The sequence below is a fragment of the Nonomuraea sp. NPDC003727 genome, assembly GCF_053586935.1.
This window is the reverse complement of sequence record NZ_JBSFNE010000008.1, coordinates 131,080-146,732: the sequence shown is the minus strand read 5'-3', so window position 1 is coordinate 146,732 and position 15,653 is coordinate 131,080. Positions and strand designations below refer to the sequence as shown.

The 15,653-nt window shown below is 72.5% G+C and carries 13 protein-coding genes; 6 read left to right on the top strand and 7 right to left on the bottom strand.

The window, feature by feature from the left end:
• Nucleotides 1-12: 12 nt before the first annotated feature.
• Nucleotides 13-456, bottom strand: coding sequence for a DNA-binding protein (locus ACWDLG_RS21515; RefSeq protein ID WP_449922379.1), 444 nt, complete (start codon nucleotides 454-456; stop codon nucleotides 13-15).
• 122 nt (nucleotides 457-578) lie between these two features.
• Here ACWDLG_RS21515 and ACWDLG_RS21510 point away from each other — a divergent pair, with 122 nt between their 5' ends.
• Together ACWDLG_RS21510 and ACWDLG_RS21505 are read left to right on the top strand one after the other, a co-directional pair.
• Nucleotides 579-1,883: an ion channel protein gene (locus ACWDLG_RS21510; protein ID WP_449922378.1), complete on the top strand. Its 1,305-nt coding sequence runs from the start codon at nucleotides 579-581 to the stop codon at nucleotides 1,881-1,883.
• Nucleotides 1,884-2,164: 281 nt separating this feature from the next.
• The gene (locus ACWDLG_RS21505; RefSeq protein WP_449922376.1) at nucleotides 2,165-3,151 is read left to right on the top strand and encodes an NAD-dependent epimerase/dehydratase family protein; all 987 of its coding nucleotides are present in this window, start codon (nucleotides 2,165-2,167) and stop codon (nucleotides 3,149-3,151) included.
• A 165-nt stretch (nucleotides 3,152-3,316) separates the two neighbouring features.
• Here the strand turns inward: ACWDLG_RS21505 and ACWDLG_RS21500 are convergent, their stop codons facing one another.
• From ACWDLG_RS21500 to ACWDLG_RS21485, 4 genes are all read right to left on the bottom strand, one after another.
• On the bottom strand, nucleotides 3,317-4,027 hold the full coding sequence (locus tag ACWDLG_RS21500; RefSeq protein WP_449922374.1) for an SRPBCC family protein: 711 nt from the start codon (nucleotides 4,025-4,027) through the stop codon (nucleotides 3,317-3,319).
• 98 nt (nucleotides 4,028-4,125) lie between these two features.
• Nucleotides 4,126-5,316: an RNA polymerase sigma factor gene (locus ACWDLG_RS21495; RefSeq protein ID WP_449922372.1), complete on the bottom strand. Its 1,191-nt coding sequence runs from the start codon at nucleotides 5,314-5,316 to the stop codon at nucleotides 4,126-4,128.
• 1 nt (nucleotide 5,317) lies between these two features.
• Entirely contained in the window at nucleotides 5,318-5,659 is a 342-nt protein-coding gene (locus ACWDLG_RS21490) for a YciI family protein (RefSeq protein WP_449922370.1), read from the bottom strand.
• Nucleotides 5,660-5,736: 77 nt separating this feature from the next.
• A complete protein-coding gene (locus tag ACWDLG_RS21485) occupies nucleotides 5,737-6,735 on the bottom strand; it encodes a GlxA family transcriptional regulator (RefSeq protein ID WP_449922368.1) in 999 nt (332 codons plus the stop codon).
• A 108-nt stretch (nucleotides 6,736-6,843) separates the two neighbouring features.
• On the opposite strand from ACWDLG_RS21485, the gene ACWDLG_RS21480 reads away from it, so the two are divergent.
• Nucleotides 6,844-7,710: an NAD(P)-dependent oxidoreductase gene (locus ACWDLG_RS21480; protein WP_449922366.1), complete on the top strand. Its 867-nt coding sequence runs from the start codon at nucleotides 6,844-6,846 to the stop codon at nucleotides 7,708-7,710.
• A gap of 176 nt (nucleotides 7,711-7,886) precedes the next feature.
• Nucleotides 7,887-10,166 carry a HelD family protein gene (locus ACWDLG_RS21475; RefSeq protein ID WP_449922364.1) on the top strand — a complete coding sequence of 760 codons (2,280 nt, stop codon included), beginning with the start codon at nucleotides 7,887-7,889 and terminating at the stop codon, nucleotides 10,164-10,166.
• A gap of 56 nt (nucleotides 10,167-10,222) precedes the next feature.
• On the opposite strand, the gene ACWDLG_RS21470 is transcribed toward ACWDLG_RS21475, so the two are convergent.
• Nucleotides 10,223-11,398, bottom strand: coding sequence for an MFS transporter (locus ACWDLG_RS21470; protein ID WP_449922360.1), 1,176 nt, complete (start codon nucleotides 11,396-11,398; stop codon nucleotides 10,223-10,225).
• A 44-nt stretch (nucleotides 11,399-11,442) separates the two neighbouring features.
• Here ACWDLG_RS21470 and ACWDLG_RS21465 point away from each other — a divergent pair, with 44 nt between their 5' ends.
• The gene (locus tag ACWDLG_RS21465; RefSeq protein ID WP_449922358.1) at nucleotides 11,443-11,820 is read left to right on the top strand and encodes a MerR family transcriptional regulator; all 378 of its coding nucleotides are present in this window, start codon (nucleotides 11,443-11,445) and stop codon (nucleotides 11,818-11,820) included.
• Here ACWDLG_RS21465 and ACWDLG_RS21460 read toward each other — a convergent pair.
• Complete coding sequence (locus ACWDLG_RS21460) at nucleotides 11,787-12,296, bottom strand: MarR family winged helix-turn-helix transcriptional regulator (RefSeq protein ID WP_354921189.1); 510 nt, start codon at nucleotides 12,294-12,296, stop codon at nucleotides 11,787-11,789. The two genes, ACWDLG_RS21465 and ACWDLG_RS21460, sit on opposite strands and share 34 nt — an antisense overlap.
• 112 nt (nucleotides 12,297-12,408) lie before the next feature.
• On the opposite strand from ACWDLG_RS21460, the gene ACWDLG_RS21455 reads away from it, so the two are divergent.
• Nucleotides 12,409-15,609 (top strand): efflux RND transporter permease subunit, encoded by a 3,201-nt coding sequence (locus ACWDLG_RS21455; RefSeq protein ID WP_449922356.1) that lies wholly within the window; start codon nucleotides 12,409-12,411, stop codon nucleotides 15,607-15,609.
• Nucleotides 15,610-15,653 lie beyond the last annotated feature (44 nt).

Here is a 15,653-nt window from a genome sequence, read left to right as displayed (position 1 = left end):
AGGGGGACGCCGTCAGGCGGGGTCGTCGGCGGTGGTGCGGTCGACCAGCCGCTCGTAGCGCTGCCTGGCGGCCTGGGGGGTGCCGAGCCCGAGGCCGAAGGCGATCTCCGGCCAGGTCATGCCGCGTCCGCGCGCCATCTGCAGCAGCCCGGCCTCCAGCTCGTCCATCTCCCCGCGCGCCAGCGGGATGAGAGTGAGGGCGGCGGTGATGTCCGCATGGTCCACCTCGGGCTCGCCGTCGTCGAGCTGTGCGGCCCCGCTGAGCAGGAAGGAGACGAGTCTGACGGCTTCGTGCGGGCCGACGGCCGAGGGGTGGACCTGGCGGCCGCGCTGGGCGTCGGTGGTGGCGTGCCGTTCGGCGATGCGGTGCAGGGAGGCGTAGACGCGGTGTGCGCGCGCCTGCTCGGGGCGCGGGGGAGTGAACGGGTCGGCGGCCTGGCCGGAATCAGCTGACATGGTGATCAGAATGCCGAAGACACGATCCGATGTCAACAAACCATTGTGAACGACTTGTTTGCATAGCCAAGTCGTCACCTCCCTTTGCGAGCGCCTGACCCGGCCCGGGAACCCTCCCACTCATGACGCGGTGCGGCGGCTCAGGAGGCGAGCAGGGCGATCGCGCCGAGGGCCCCGCCGGCGCGGCCGCGATGCCCTCGGCGCGCGGCCAGGCCTGGGCGCTGGCGCGGCTGGCGCTGCCCGCCCTGGTCGTGGGGGTGGTGTGCAGCGCGATCCTGCTGGCCGTCACGGCCGTGGAGCACCTGCTCCAGCAGGCGCTGTGGCATCACCTGCCGTCGGCTCTGAAAGTGGACGGCGCCTCCTGGTGGTGGACCCTGGCCGTCCTGACGTTCACCGGGCTCATGGTGGGCCTGGTGGTGTGGAAGATCCCCACAGGGCCTGATCCGGCGACCGAAGGCCTGGTCGGGCCGCCGCTGCCGGTCAAGGTCATCCCGGGCATGCTGGTGGGGGTCATCCTGTCGATGGCCGGCGGCGTCAGCCTCGGCCCGGAGAACCCGGTCACCGCGGCCAACATCGCCCTGGCCGTGGCGATCGGCGGCCGGCTGCTGCCCGGCATCGTGGCGCAGACCTGGCTCGGTCTGGCGGCCGCCGGCACGATCGGCGCGCTGTTCGGCACGCCGGTCGCCGCCGCGCTGATCCTGTCGGAGCTGACCCTGGGCGGCCGGCCGACGCCGCTGTGGGACCGGCTGTTCGCCCCGCTGATCGCGGCGGGGGCCGGGTCGATCACCACCGTCATGCTCGCCGCCCCGGTCCTGTCGGTGCAGGTGCCGCCGTACTCGCCGCACGCCGGTGACCTGCTGGCCGCCGCCGTGATCGCCTCGGTCGGGGCAGTGCTCGGGCTGGCCGTCGTCCTGGCCTTCCCGCACACGCACCGGCTGGTGCACCGGATCAGGCACCCCGTCGTACGGCTGACGCTCGCCGGCGCGCTGCTCGGCGTGCTCGGCGTCGTCGGGGGCCGCATCACGCTGTTCCGGGGCGTGGAGGAGATGAAGGAGCTCACCGCCCAAGCGGCCGCCTACACCGCCGCGGGGCTGGCCCTCATCGTGGTGGTGAAGCTGGCCGCGCTGCTGCTCGCCGCCACGGCGGGGTTCATCGGCGGCCGGATCTTCCCCGCGGTGTTCGCCGGGGTGGCTCTCGGCCTGCTGGCCAACGCGCTGGTGCCGTCCGTCCCGGTGAGCCTGGCGATCGCCTCCGGGCTGCTGGGCGTGGTGCTGGCCGTCACCCAGCAGGGGTGGCTGAGCCTGTTCATGGCGGCGACCGTCGTGGCGGAGCTGCAACTGCTGCCGGTGCTGTGCCTGGCGCTGCTGCCGGCGTGGCTGCTGGTCACCGGCAGGCCGCAGATGGTCATCGAGGAGCGGGCCGCGTAGGACGCCCCCGAGGAGCGAGCCGCGGCGACCGTCCACACCTCGGCAGAGCACTGCCCGATCTGCGCCGCCGCCCACGGCAAGCCCTGGCGCGCCGGCTCGAACTCCGGGCGGCGGGAGCGGGGCGGCGCAGGTCGCTCGTCCTCACCTGCGGCGCGATGCCGCGCCGGCTGTCCTGGGCGGGGCGGCGTCCATGGCGGTGGGCGCCATCCGCTCTCAGCGAAGCGCGTGCGCCTGCAGCGAACCCGCCCGGTGCCCGGAGGGCGCGGTGCTTGGGTGTCACCATGGAGATCTTGATTCTGGGTGGGACGGCATGGGTGGGCCGTGAGCTGTCGCGGCAGGCGGTCGCGCGGGGCCATCGCGTGACGTGCCTGGCTCGCGGCGAAAGCGGGCAGGTCGCCGACGGGGCGCGGCTGGTGGCCGCCGACCGGCGGGATCCCGCGGCGTACGAGCCGTTGCTCGACCGCACGTGGGACGCGGTGATGGAAGTCTCCTGGCAGCCCGGCTTCGTGCGTGAGGCGCTGGAGGCGCTGGGTGGCCGGGCCGGGCACTGGAGCTATGTCTCCTCCGTCAACGCCTACGCCGCTCATGCCACGCCGGGCGCCGACGAGTCGGCGGACCTGCTCGCTCCGACGGATCGGCGTGAGGTCGACCGCGCGCTGTACGGCGAGGCGAAGGTCGCCTGCGAGCAGGCGTCGGCGGCGGTGGTGGGCGACCGCCTGCTCATCGCGCGTGCCGGCCTCATCGGCGGACCCGGCGATCACAGCGGGCGCACCGGCTACTGGGTGGCCCGTGCCGCGCGCGATCCGCACGGGCCGATGCTGGTCCCCGACTCGCCGGTCCAGCCGACGCAGACGGTTGACGTGCGGGACCTGGCCGCCTGGCTGCTCGACGCCGCGGAGAAGGGGACCGTCGGCACCTTCAACGCCGTGGGTCCGACCGTTCCGTTCGCCGAGTGGATCGAGCTGTGCCGCGCTGCCGGCGGCCATACCGGTCCGGTGGTGGCCGCCGACCCGGCCTGGCTGGTCGAGAACGGCGTGGCCCAGTACATGGGGCCCGAGTCGCTGCCGATGTGGCTGGTCGAGCCCGGCTGGGAAGGATGGTCGGCTCGTAGCGGGTCGGCGGCGGGCGTCGCGGGGCTGCGTCATCGGCCCCGGGCGGAGTTGCTGGCCGACACGCTGGTCTGGGAGCGCGAGCAGGGCCTGGACCGGGTGCGGCGGGCCGGCCTCAGCGCCCAGCGCGAGCGCGAGCTGCTCGAGGCTCTCGGCTGACGGCTTCGGCCTGTCGCCGTCGCCGTCACCGTCACCGTCGCCGTCACCGTCACCGTCACCGTCACCGTCACCGACGACGGTGCCGGGGTCGGGTGATGACGGTGCCGGGTGATTCCGGGTGAAGGTGCCGGACGCCTGGGGGCGGTGTCCGGCACCGGCCGGTCGTCAGGCGGCGTGTTCGGCCAGCCACGCGGTCCAGGCGCGGTCGGCCTCGTCGGGGTCCGTGCCGGGGGCGAACAGGTGGTGCTGGGCGACGACGCCACCGCCGAAGCCGTTGACGAAGCGGTACATCGCGTCGGCGGTGCGGATGCCGAGCGTCTGGGCGCTGGTGTGGTAGACGACCCCGCGGGCGGGCCGCTGCCCGGGCGGGGTGATGGTGACGGTGTCCCCGGTGGCGGGGTCGCCGAGGCGGTCGATGAGGGCGGCGTAGGCGCCCGTGCCGAAGGCGGTGACGGGTACGGCGGTGCGCCCGGTGAAGTGCGTGAGGTACTCGGCGAGGGTGGCGTGGAACAGGGCCAGGCCGGTGCGCATGGCCTCGAACTCGTTCTCCCAGTCGTCGCCGGGCAGGAAGCCGCTGGTCACGATGCGGACGACCGTGCTGCTCTCGGAACGGCCCTCGATGAGGAACTCGTAGGCGATGAAGCGGCCGTCGTCGGCGGTGGGCGACTTGCTGGCCAGGCGCTTGCCCGGTTCCCAGGCGGTGATGGGGTTGGCGGGGTTGTAGTCGCCGAAGGCGGTGCGCATGACGCCGTTGTCCACCTGGTTGCGTCCCATGAACCAGGAGTCGATGCCGGGTCCGGTGGCGATGGCCTCCCAGACCTGTTCGGGGGTCGCGGCCAGGGAGAGCTCGTGCTGCAGCTCGAACTCGTGTGACATCTCAGGACTCCTGGGTGTGCTGGGCGGCGCTCGCGTGGACGGCCCGTCCTCCGCGCGGCAAGAAGACGCTCCCACTCTCCCACCGACAATATTTGTTGTCAAAGCCTGCCGGCCTGCTCCCGCAGGAAGGCCCGTTCGGCGTCGTTGCCCGCCAGGTCGATCGCCGCCGCGTAGGCCGCTCCGGCCTCGGCCGTGCGGCCCAGCCGGCGCAGCAGGTCGGCGCGGATGGCGTGGAACAGGTGGTAGGAGCCCAGATCCAGCTCGCCGACCAGTTCCAGCGCCGCGGCCGGGCCGCTGACCTCGGCCACCGCCACCGCCCGGTTGAGCGCCACGACGGGGCTCGGCGCGATCGCCAGCAGCTGGTCGTACAGCGCCAGGACCTGCCGCCAGTCGGTGGCCGGACCGTCGCTGTGCACGGCGTTGATCGCCGCCTGGATCTGATAGGGGCCCGGCCGGTCGCGGCGCAGGCACGCGCGCACGATCGCCTGGCCCTCGGCGATCAGGTCGCGCTCCCACAGCGAGCGGTCCTGCTCGGCCAGCCGTACCAGCCGGCCCTGGGTGTCGGCGCGGGCGGCGCGGCGCGCGTGCAGCAGCAGCATCAGTGCCAGCAGCCCCCACACCTCGTCCTCGTCGGGCATGAGCTCGGCCAGCAGCCGGCCCAGCCGTATCGCCTCGGCGCACAGGTCCTCGCGTTGCAGGCGCGCGCCGGCGCTGGCGGCGTAGCCCTCGTTGAAGATCAGGTAGATGACGGCCAGGACCGCGCGCAGCCGGTCGGGCAGGTCGGCCTCGCGCGGCACCCGGTAAGGAATGCGCGCGTCGCGGATCTTGCCCTTGGCGCGCACCAGCCGCTGGGCCATGGTCGCCTCGGGCACCAGGAAGGCGTGGGCGATCTCGGCGGTGGTCAGGCCGCCCAGCAGCCGCAGCGTGAGCGCCACCCGGGCGGCGGGCGCGAGGGCGGGATGGCAGCAGGTGAAGATGAGGCGCAGCCGGTCGTCGTGCACGGGCCCTTCCTCCGTGGGCTCGTCGGGGGCGTGCAGCAGCGCGGCCTCGGCGTGACGGTCCTGGCGGGAGGCCTCGCGGCGCAGGCGGTCGATGGCGCGGTTGCGGGCGGTGGTGATGATCCATCCGGCCGGGCTCGGCGGCGGGCCCGCCGCCGGCCAGCGGCGGACCGCCTCGGCGAAGGCGTCCTGGACCGCCTCCTCGGCGAGGTCGATGTCGCCGAAGTGGCGGACCAGGACGGCGACGGCGCGGCCGTACTCCTGGCGGAAGACGCCTTCCACGAAGGACATGTCAGTCGTGCAGCGGACGGACCTCGATCGGCAGCCTGGTGGCCAGGCCGGCCTTGCGGCCCCATTCGAGCGCCGCGTCGAGGTCGGCGGCCTGGATGACGACGAAGCCGCCGATGTGCTCCTTGCCCTCGGTGTACGGCCCGTCGGTCAGCAGCGGCTCACCGTCCTTGTGGCGGATCACGGTGGCGGTGCCGGCAGGGTGCAGGCGGCCGGTGAACACCCAGGCGCCGGCGGCCCTGAGCTCCCGGTCCCACGCGTCGACGTCGCGCATGATCGCGGCCAGCACGTCGGGTGCCGGCGGCTCGCCGTCGGGCTGGTAGATGCTGAGCAGGTACTGCTTCATGGTGTCCTCCCGGATGTCGTCTCATCCCTTACACGAACGGCCGGCGGCCGGATCGACACCACGCTGCCGACTTTCTCCTACGAGGTGCGGGGAAAGGCGCGCCGGTAGTCGCTCGGCGAGACCCCCACGTGCTTGAGGAAGTGGTGGCGCAGGTTGTTGGCCGTGCCCAGGCCGCTCAGCTCGCCGACCTTCTCGACCGGCAGGTCGGTCGACTCCAGCAGGCTCTGGGCCCGGCCCAGGCGCTGGTTGAGCAGCCACTGCAGCGGCGTCATGCCGGTGGCGGCCTGCAGGCGGCGGTAGAGGGTGCGGGGGCTCATCGCGGCGCGGCGCGCGAGGTCCTCGACGGTCAGCGGCTGGTCGAGCCGGGCGCGCGCCCATTCCAGGACCGGCGCCATGCCGCCGTCGTCGGAGTCGGGCACCGACAGGTCGATGAACTGGGCCTGGCCGCCGGGCCGGTGGGCGGGCACGACCATGCGCCGGGCGAGCTGGTTGGCCACGTGCGCGCCCAGATCGCGCCGGACCAGGTGCAGGCACAGGTCGAGTCCGGCGGTCAGTCCGGCGCTGGTCAGCACGTCGCCGTCGTCGACGTACAGCACCGAGTCGTCGACCTGGACCTTCGGGTAGCGCTGGGCGAGCTGGGCGGTGTGCATCCAGTGGGCGGTGGCGCGGCGCCCGTCGAGCAGCCCGGCCTCGGCCAGGGCGAAGGCGCCGGTGCACAGCGACACCATGCGGGCGCCGGCGTCGTAGGCGCGGCGCAGGGCGGTGATGAGCGCGGGCGGCAGCGGCGCGCCGTCCTCGACGCAGGCGTCGGGCACCGAGGGGACGATGACGGTGTCGGCGCCGGCGAGGTCGTCGAGCCCGTAGGGGGTGCGCAGGGCCAGTCCCGGTACGGCTGCGCCCTCGGGGCCCGCGCCGGGGGTGCCGCTCGTCCCGCACAGGCGCAGCTCGTACCACGGGTCGGCCAGGTCGGGCTGCGGCTTGCCGAAGACGGTGCACGGGATGCTCAGCTCGTACAGGTCCCAGGAGGGGACGGCGATGTTGTCGGTGACGACCACGGCGACGGATCCGGCGCTCATGGCCTCAGCGTATGGCAGGAATTTGGTGGTCGCCGTCATGGGTGTCACTGTCGTGGCCCGGCACGCGCCTGCGAACGTGGTCCGGCACACGAAACAAGGAGTTGTGACATGAGAGTGACCGTGCTCGGGCTGGGTTCGATGGGGTCGGCGCTGGCCGGCGCCCTGCTGGACAAGGGTGTGGAGACGACGGTGTGGAACCGTTCGGCGGGCAGGGCCGAGGCGCTGGTGGCGCGGGGCGCACGGGCGGCGGCCACGCCGCGGGAGGCGGTCGAGGCCGGCGACGTGGTGATCGCGTGCGTCCTGGACTACGGCGCGCTGCTGGAGGTGCTCGAGCCGGTCACCGGGTCGCTGGCGGGCAGGGAGCTGGTCAACCTCACCTCCGGTTCTCCCGAGCAGGCCAGGCAGATGGCGGCGTGGGCGCTCGCGCACGGCGTGGGCTACCTGGACGGCGCCATCATGACGACGCCGCCGGGGGTCGGCAGCCAGGAGATGATGTTCCTCTACAGCGGTTCGCGGGAGGTGTTCGAGGCTCGCCGTGAGGTGCTGTCGGCGCTGGGCGACCCCGTGCGTCTGGGCGACGACCCCGGCATGGCCTCGCTGTACGACGCGGCGCTGCTCGGGTTGATGTGGGCGACGATGACCGGCTGGTTGCACGGCACGGCGATGGTCGGCGCGGACAAGATCGCGGCCACCGCCTACACGCCGGTCGCGATCCGCTGGCTGACGGCGGTGGCGGGTTTCGTCGCGACGTACGCGGCCCAGGTGGACGCCGGTCGCTACCCCGGTGACGACGCCACGGTGGACGTGCAGATCGCCGCGATCGACCACCTGATCCACGCGGCCGCGGAGCGGGGTGTCGACAACGCGCTGCCCGAGCTGGTGAAGGCCACGATGGTGCGGGCCAGGGCGGCGGGGCACGGCGCGGACAGCTTCGGCAGCGTCATCGAGGTGCTGCGCGGTCCGGCCAAGGCGTGACGCCGAGGGGTGACGCCGCGGGTGACACGGTGCCGGGCCCGGCCGTGAACAGGTGACCGGATCGCGGGGTGGAAGGCGGATCGGCGTGACGGCGGCCCCAGTGCTAGGTAAGCTGCGTCACTTAGGCACGCCAAAAAGAGGCTGCTAAACCTCTCTACGAGGAGGGTAACAGTCGTATGTCGATTCGTCAAGAGGGCTTGGCTGAAGCCATCAGCGCCGAGCAGTCCCGCGTCACCATGCTCTACGGCTGGCTCGACGCCGCCAAGGGCCGGGCCGGGCGCGTCCTGCGCGAGGTGCTCGGCAGCGGCGGCACGGTGGCCAACGTGCAGGGCCGGGTCGAGCGCGAGGTCGCCGCCGCCGAGCAGGCGCGCCGCCTGGCGCAGCTGACCGCCGTGGAGCGGGGGCTGTGCTTCGGCAGGATCGACGACCGCGACGGCGCCACCACCTACATCGGCCGGATCGGGCTGCGCGACGAGGAGCACGAGTCGGTGCTGATCGACTGGCGGGCCCCGGCCGCCCGGCCCTTCTACGTGGCCACCCCCGGCGCGCCCGGCGCCCTGGTGCGCAGACGCCACCTGCACCTGAAGGGACGCACCGTCGTCGGCCTGGACGACGAGGTGTTCGACCTGGAACGGATGAGCGACGGCGAGCGGCGCACGCTGGTGGGCGAGGCGGCGCTCCTGGCGGCGCTGCGGCGCGGCCGTACCGGGCGGATGGGCGACGTGGTGGCCACCATCCAGACCGAGCAGGACAGGGTGATCCGCTCGGGGCTGCAGGGCGCGCTGGTGGTGCAGGGCGGGCCGGGCACCGGCAAGACCGTGGCGGCGCTGCACCGGGCCGCCTACCTGCTGTACGCCCACCGCGAGACGCTGGAGCGGCGCGGTGTGCTCGTCGTCGGGCCCAACAGCATGTTCCTGCGCTACATCGAGCACGTGCTGCCCGCTCTGGGCGAGACGCAGGTGGTGATGTCCACGGTGGGGGAGCTGTTTCCCGGCGTGCGGGCCGTGGCCGAGGACCCGCCGCGGGTGGCCGTGGTCAAGGGCGATCGGCGGATGGCGGCGGTGGTGGCGGCGGCCGTACGGGATCGGCAGCGGGTTCCCGACGGCGACCTCGAGGTGGAGGTGGACGGTACGCCGCTGCGGGTCGGCCACGAGACGTGCGCGCGCGTCAGGGACCGGGCTCGAGCCGTACGGCTGCCGCACAACATGGCGCGCAAGCTGCTGGTCACCGAACTGCTGCGGGAGCTGGCGCGCGACCTGCTGGAGGGCGTGGAAAGGTCGCTGGCGCTGGAGAACTTCCTGCCGGCCGAGGTGGTGGCCGAGCTGGAGCGGGAGCTGCCCGCCCCGCAGGAGCCCTACACCGAGCAGGACCTGGCCTACGAGGCCGCACGGCTGTGGTCCTTCCCGCAGGTGCGGGACGCGCTGGAGGAGCTGTGGCCGGAGCTGACGCCGCAGCGGCTGGTGAGCGAGCTGCTGTCGTCGCCGGAGCGGCTGGCCTCGGCCGCCGCCGGGCTCGACTGGGCGGTGCTGGCGCGGCCGGCGGACGCCCCGTGGACGGTCGGTGACGTGCCGCTTCTCGACGAGGCGGCCGAGCTGCTGGGCGAGGACGACTCGCCGGCCAGGCAGGCCGCGCGACAGGCTGAACAGGTGCGCAGGGAGGCCGAGCGGTACGCCCGGGAGGTGCTGGTGTCGACCGGCCTGGCCGAGGCGGAGCTGATGGAGGCGGCGGCGCTGGCCGAGCGGCACGACGACGGTGGCGACGCGCTGACGACGGCCGACAGGGCGGCCGCCGACCGCACGTGGGCCTACGGGCATGTGATCGTCGACGAGGCGCAGGAGCTGTCGCCGATGGCCTGGCGGATGGTCATGCGCAGGGTGCCGGCCCTGTCGCTGACCGTGGTGGGCGATGTGGCGCAGACCGGTTCGGCGGCGGGGGCGCGCTCGTGGGCCGAGGTGCTCGATCCCTACCTGGCGGGGCGGTGGCGGGAGGAGCGGCTGCTGGTCAACTACCGGACCCCGGTGGAGATCATGGAGGTGGCGGCCGACGTGCTGCGCGCCGTCGATCCGGCGTTGCGGCCGCCGGAGTCGGTACGGCGGGGCGGGGACCGGCCGCTTGCCGTACGGGCGGGGCTGGGTGAGGTGCCGGCGCTGGCCGAGCGGGAGCGCGGCCGGATCGGCGAGGGCCGGGTCGGGGTGGTCACCTCGGACGCGGTCCACGCGCGGGTGGCGGCGCTGCTGCCGGGCGGCGACGACCTGGAGGCGCCGGTGGCGGTGCTGACGGTCACGCAGGCCAAGGGGCTGGAGTTCGACGCCGTGGTGGTGGTCGACCCGGAGGGGATCCTCGCCCAGTCGGCGCGGGCCCTGTACGTGGCGATGACGAGGGCGACCAGGCGGCTGACGGTGGTCTACCAGGAGCGCCTGCCGGCCGTTCTCGCCCGCTTGGAATCTACTTTGTAAAGGCGCTGGGTAGGGCGGCCGTTGGCCGCCCTTCATTCAAGGACTGAAGACCGTCTTCAACAAGCAGGGGCGTCGTGGTGGTCACGTCGTCGCGGCTGGGGGCGGGCGTAGGTGACGGCGGGCAGGATGCGCCAGGTGAGGGCGAGGATGGCGAGTGCGGCCCACGGGAGCGCGGCGGGTCCGGCGTGGTCGAGGACGAGGCCGCCGGTCAGGGAGCCGGCGGCGATGCCGAGGTTGTAGACGGTGGTCTGCATGGCGGTGGCGAGGTCGGCGTGCCGGGGTCCTGAGGCGCTGACGAGTGCTGCCTGCAGGAGGGTGGGGGCGGCGCCGAAGGCGGTTCCCCAGACGGCGGCGGCGATCAGGACGGCGGCGGGGGTGAGGGCGAGGGTGAGCATGGCTGCGGTGAGCAGGGCGAGGGCGGTGGTGAGGGCGGCGCGCGGGTGGTGGTCGACGAGGGCGCCGGTGATGAGGATGCCGGCGACGGTGGCCAGGCCGAAGACGAGCAGGGTCAGGTCGGTGCGGCCGCCGGTGTGCTGGGTGTAGGGGGCGATGTAGGTGTACATGGTCTGGTGGCCGAGCAGGACGACGGCGGTGAGGGTGAGGACGCGTCTGATGCCGGGCAGGTGGCTGACCTGGCGGAGGGAGTGGCGGCGGGAGGTGGTCTGGTCGCCGGGCAGGGGTGGGACCTGCCCGCGGGTCCAGGCGGCGATCAGGAGTGAGAGTACGGCCAGGGCGGCGAAGGTGGCGCGCCAGCCGTACAGGTCGGCCAGGGCGGTTCCGGCGGGGATGCCGGCACACAGGGCGATGGTGATGCCGGCGGAGACGATGGCGATGGCGCGGCCGCGGTGGGTGGGGGCGACGATGCGGGTGGCGTAGCCGACGAGCATGGCCCACAGGGTGCCGCCGAGGGCGCCGGCGAGCAGGCGGGCGGCGAAGGTGAGGGCGTAGGTGTCGGACAGGGCCGTGATGAGGTTGCAGGCGGCGAATCCGGCGAGGGTGGTGATCAGGACGGGGCGTCGGGGCAGGGAGCGCAGGGCGGCGGTGATGGGGATGGCGGCGGCGCAGGAGGTGATGGCGTAGCCGGTGACGAGGTGGCCGGTGGTGGCGGGGCTGGTGTGGAGGTCGTGGCTGATGTGGGGGAGCAGGCCTGCGGGCAGCAGTTCGGTCATGACGGCGGTGAAGGCGGCGCTGAACAGGGCCGGTAGTGCGCCGAGTGGTGTTCGGGCGGGCATGCGGCCATGCTTGGACCTTCACATCAGTGTGAAGGCAAGGGGGTGTGGTGGTGCGGATCGGTGAGTTGTCGCGGCGTACGGGGGTGCCGTCGCGGATGCTGCGCTATTACGAGGAGCAGGGTCTGCTGGGGGCGTCGCGTTCGGACAACGGTTACCGGTGTTATGGCGAGGCGGCGGTGTCTCGGGTGCAGCAGATCAGGGGGTTGCTGGATGCGGGGTTGACGACGGAGATCATCCGGCGGATTCTGCCGTTCCTGGAGGGGCCTGAGGGGATCCATGTGCATCCGGCGTGTCTGACGCCGGAGCTGGAGGGGTTGTTGCGGGGGGAGGTGGCGCGGATCCAGGCGCGGATCGACTGTCTGGCGCGTAACCGGGATGCGTTGCTGGGTTATCTGGCGGCGGTGCGGCCGGGTTCGCCTTGAGTGGGGACGTGCTGGTCGTCGTCGTGCCAGGGGAGGTCGCGGGCGATGTCGGCGATCTTGGCGGTGATGTCGGCGAGGGTGCGCAGGGTGTCGAGGTCGAGGCGTTGCATGATGCGGCGGTAGTGGCGCAGGCCGGCGTCGTTGAGTTGTTCGATGAGGGTGCGGCCGGCGTCGGTGAGTTCGACGCGGCGGACGCGGCGGTCGTGGGGGTCTTCGTGGCGGGTGACCAGGCCGTGGCCGATGAGGCGGTCGACGATGCCGGTGACGGTGGCCAGGCCGACGCCGAGGTTGGTGGCGAGTTCCTGGCCTGAGGCGGAGCCGGTGTAGGCCAGCAGGATGATGACCTTGAGCTGGCTCATGGTGAGGTTGGAGCTGAACAGGGGTGAGGATCGGTCCTGCGCGAAGACGCGGCCGAGCTCGCGCTGGGTGTCGCTGATCTGTCGGATCAGCTTGTCGCGTTCGTCGTTCACTCTCACCTCTCGCTTCCTGAGAAGGTTATCAGGAAAGCCGCCTCGGGCTAAATATTCGTGCGAGGCAAAGTGTTAGTCTGGGCCGAAATCTTTGTCCCGTTTGCCCTGTGAGGAGCGGATGACAGCTCTGGCCCGGTTGAGCCTTGCCAACCGCAGTCTGGTGATATTGGTGGCGATCGTGTTGAGCGCGTTCGGCGCCTACACGATCCCGCAGCTGAAGCAGCAGTTGCTGCCGTCGCTGTCGTTTCCCGGCGCGTTCGTCGTCGCGTCCTACCCGGGGGCTTCTCCGGAGATCGTGGAGGATCAGGTCACCAAGCCGATCGAGGACTCCTTCGCCGGGATCGACGGCCTGGAAGAGATGACCTCGACTTCGAAGGAGGGGCTGGCGCAGGTCCAGGTCTCCTTCGCCTACGGCACCGACATCGAGGAGTCGGTGGCCACGATGCAGACGGCGATCGGCAAGATCAGGGCGCAGTTGCCCGATGGTGTCGATCCTCAGGTGGTGGCGGGTAACACCGACGACATCCCGGTCGTGGTGCTGGCGGTGGGCGACGGCGGCGACGAGCGGGCGATGGCCGACAAGCTGGACCGCGTGCTGGTGCCGCAGCTGCAGGGCATCGACGGGGTGCGCGAGGCGGAGGTCACCGGCGCCAGGGGCGAGACGGTGGTCATCACGCCGGACGCCGACAAGATGGCCGACAAGGGTGTGTCGCCGGCGCAGATCCCGGAGGTGCTGAAGGCCAACGGGACGCCGGTGCCGGCCGGCACGCTGAAGGAGTCGGGTAAGGCGCTGACGGTGCAGGTGGGCTCGCGGATCGAGTCGATCGAGGCGCTGGAGGACCTGTATCTGGTGCCGGCGGCGCCGCAGGCCGCCGCCCCGGCCCAGGCGCAGGGGCAGGCGCGGCAGGTGCCGGGCAGGGCGATGCCGCCGGGTGCGGGGCAGGCGCCGGTGCAGGCCGCGCCGAAGCCGCCCAAGCCGGTGCGGCTGGGCGATGTGGCCGACATCGAGCGGCGCAAGAGCGAGGCGACGACGCTGACGCGCACCAACGGCGAGCCGAGCCTGGGTGTGTCGGTGACGATGACGCCGGACGGCAACGCGGTGGCGATCTCGCACGCCGTGCGGGAGAAGCTGCCGGCGATGGAGTCGGCGCTGGGCGCCAAGGCGACGGTGATCTTCGATCAGGCGCCGTACGTGGAGCGGTCGATCGAGGACCTGACGACCGAGGGGCTGCTGGGGCTGGTCTTCGCCGTCCTGGTGATCCTGGTGTTCCTGCTGTCGCTGCGTTCGACGCTGGTGACGGCGGTGTCGATCCCGCTGTCGGTGGTGATCGCGCTGATCGCGTTGTGGGCGGGTGACTACTCGCTGAACATGCTGACGCTGGGCGCGCTGACGATCGCGGTGGGCCGGGTGGTCGACGACTCGATCGTGGTCTTGGAGAACATCAAGCGGCATCTGGGCTACGGCGAGCCGAAGCGTACGGCGGTGACGGCGGCGGTGCGTGAGGTGTCGGGCGCGGTGACGGCCTCGACGCTGACGACGGTGGCGGTCTTCGCGCCGATCGCGTTCGTGGGCGGCATGGTGGGCGAGCTGTTCGCGCCGTTCGCGATGACGGTGACGGTGGCGTTGCTGGCTTCGCTGCTGGTGTCGCTGACGGTGATCCCGGTGCTGGCCTACTGGTTCCTGAAGGCTCCGGCGCTGGAGCCTGAGCAGGCGCGGGCGGTGCGGGAGGCGGCTGAGGCCAAGGAGCTGCGCAGCCCGTTGCAGCGGATGTATCTGCCGGTGTTGCGCTTTGCCACGCGCCGGCGGCTGGTGACGGTCCTGATCGGGGTGGTGGTGTTCGCGGCCACGATGGGGCTGGCCGGCAGGCTGGAGACGAACTTCATCGACTCCTCCGGCCAGGACACGATCTCGCTGAGCCAGAAGATGCCGGCCGGCACGGATCTGGCTGCCACGGACGCGGCGGCCAAGAAGGTGGAGAAGGTGCTGGCGGATCTGGACGGCGTGCAGTCGTACCAGGTCAACGTGGGTGGCGGCAACGCGATGCGGGGCGGGGCGGGCGGCGGTGCCGACCGTGCCTCCTTCTCGGTGACGGTCGCCGAGGGCAGCGACACGCCGGCGCTGGAGGAGCGGCTGCGCCAGGAGCTGAAGGGCCTGTCGGGTGTCGGTGAGGTGACGGTCGGCGGGCAGGGCGGCGCCGGGTTCGGCTCGGACTCGGTCGAGGTGATCGTGCAGGCGCCCGACACCGCCACGTTGCGTGCGGCGGCCGGGCAGGTGGCCACGGCTGTCGGGCAGGTGGAGGGGTTGCGGGACGTCTCCTCGGATCTGGAGTCGAGCGCGCCGCGGATCGAGGTGGTCGTCGACAGGAAGAAGGCGGCGGCCAAGGGTGTCACCGAGGCGCAGGTGGGTCAGGTGGTGGCGCAGGCCTTCCGTGGCGCGCCGCTGGGCCGGCTGACCTTGGACGGTGTCGACAGTGACCTGATCCTGCGGGGTGGCGACGAGCCGGAGGACGTCGAGGAGGTGGAGAAGCTCAAGGTCGGCGCGGTGAAGGTGTCGCAGGTGGCGACGGTGTCGCAGGTGGACGGGCCGACGCAGATCTCCAGGATCGACGGTGAGCGGTCGGCGACGGTTTCGGCCAAGGCTTCGGCCAGCGATCTGGGCAGGTTGACGCAGGCGCTGACGAAGAAGCTGGACGGGCTGGCGCTGCCGGCGGGTGCCGCCTTCACCGTCGGCGGTGTGTCGGCTGACCAGGCCGACGCGTTCGCCGATCTGGGGGTGGCGATGCTGGCGGCGATCGCGATCGTCTTCATGATCATGGTGGCGACGTTCCGCAGTTTCGTGCAGCCGCTGATCCTGCTGGTGTCGGTGCCGTTCGCGGCGACGGGTGCGCTGGGGCTGCTGCTGCTGACGGGTACGCCGATGGGTGTGCCGGCGCTGATCGGCATGCTGATGCTGATCGGCATCGTGGTGACCAACGCGATCGTGCTGATCGACCTGGTCAACCAGTACCGGGAGCAGGGCCTTGGTGTGGTGGAGGCGGTCATCGAGGGTGGCCGGCGCAGGTTGCGGCCGATCCTGATGACGGCGGTGGCGACGATCTGCGCGCTGACGCCGATGGCGCTGGGGGTGACCGGCTCGGGCGGGTTCATCTCGCAGCCGCTGGCGATCGTGGTGATCGGCGGGTTGATCTCTTCGACGCTGCTGACGCTGGTGCTGGTGCCGACGCTGTACACGATGGTGGAGCGGGTCAAGGAGCGGTTGGGCGGGCGTGGCGGGGCCGTGCCGGCGCCGGCCGCCGAGAAGGTGGGCGCGCCGGTCTAGGGCGCCGGGCCGTCCCGTCACCCCCGCTTGCCGGGCGGGGCGGG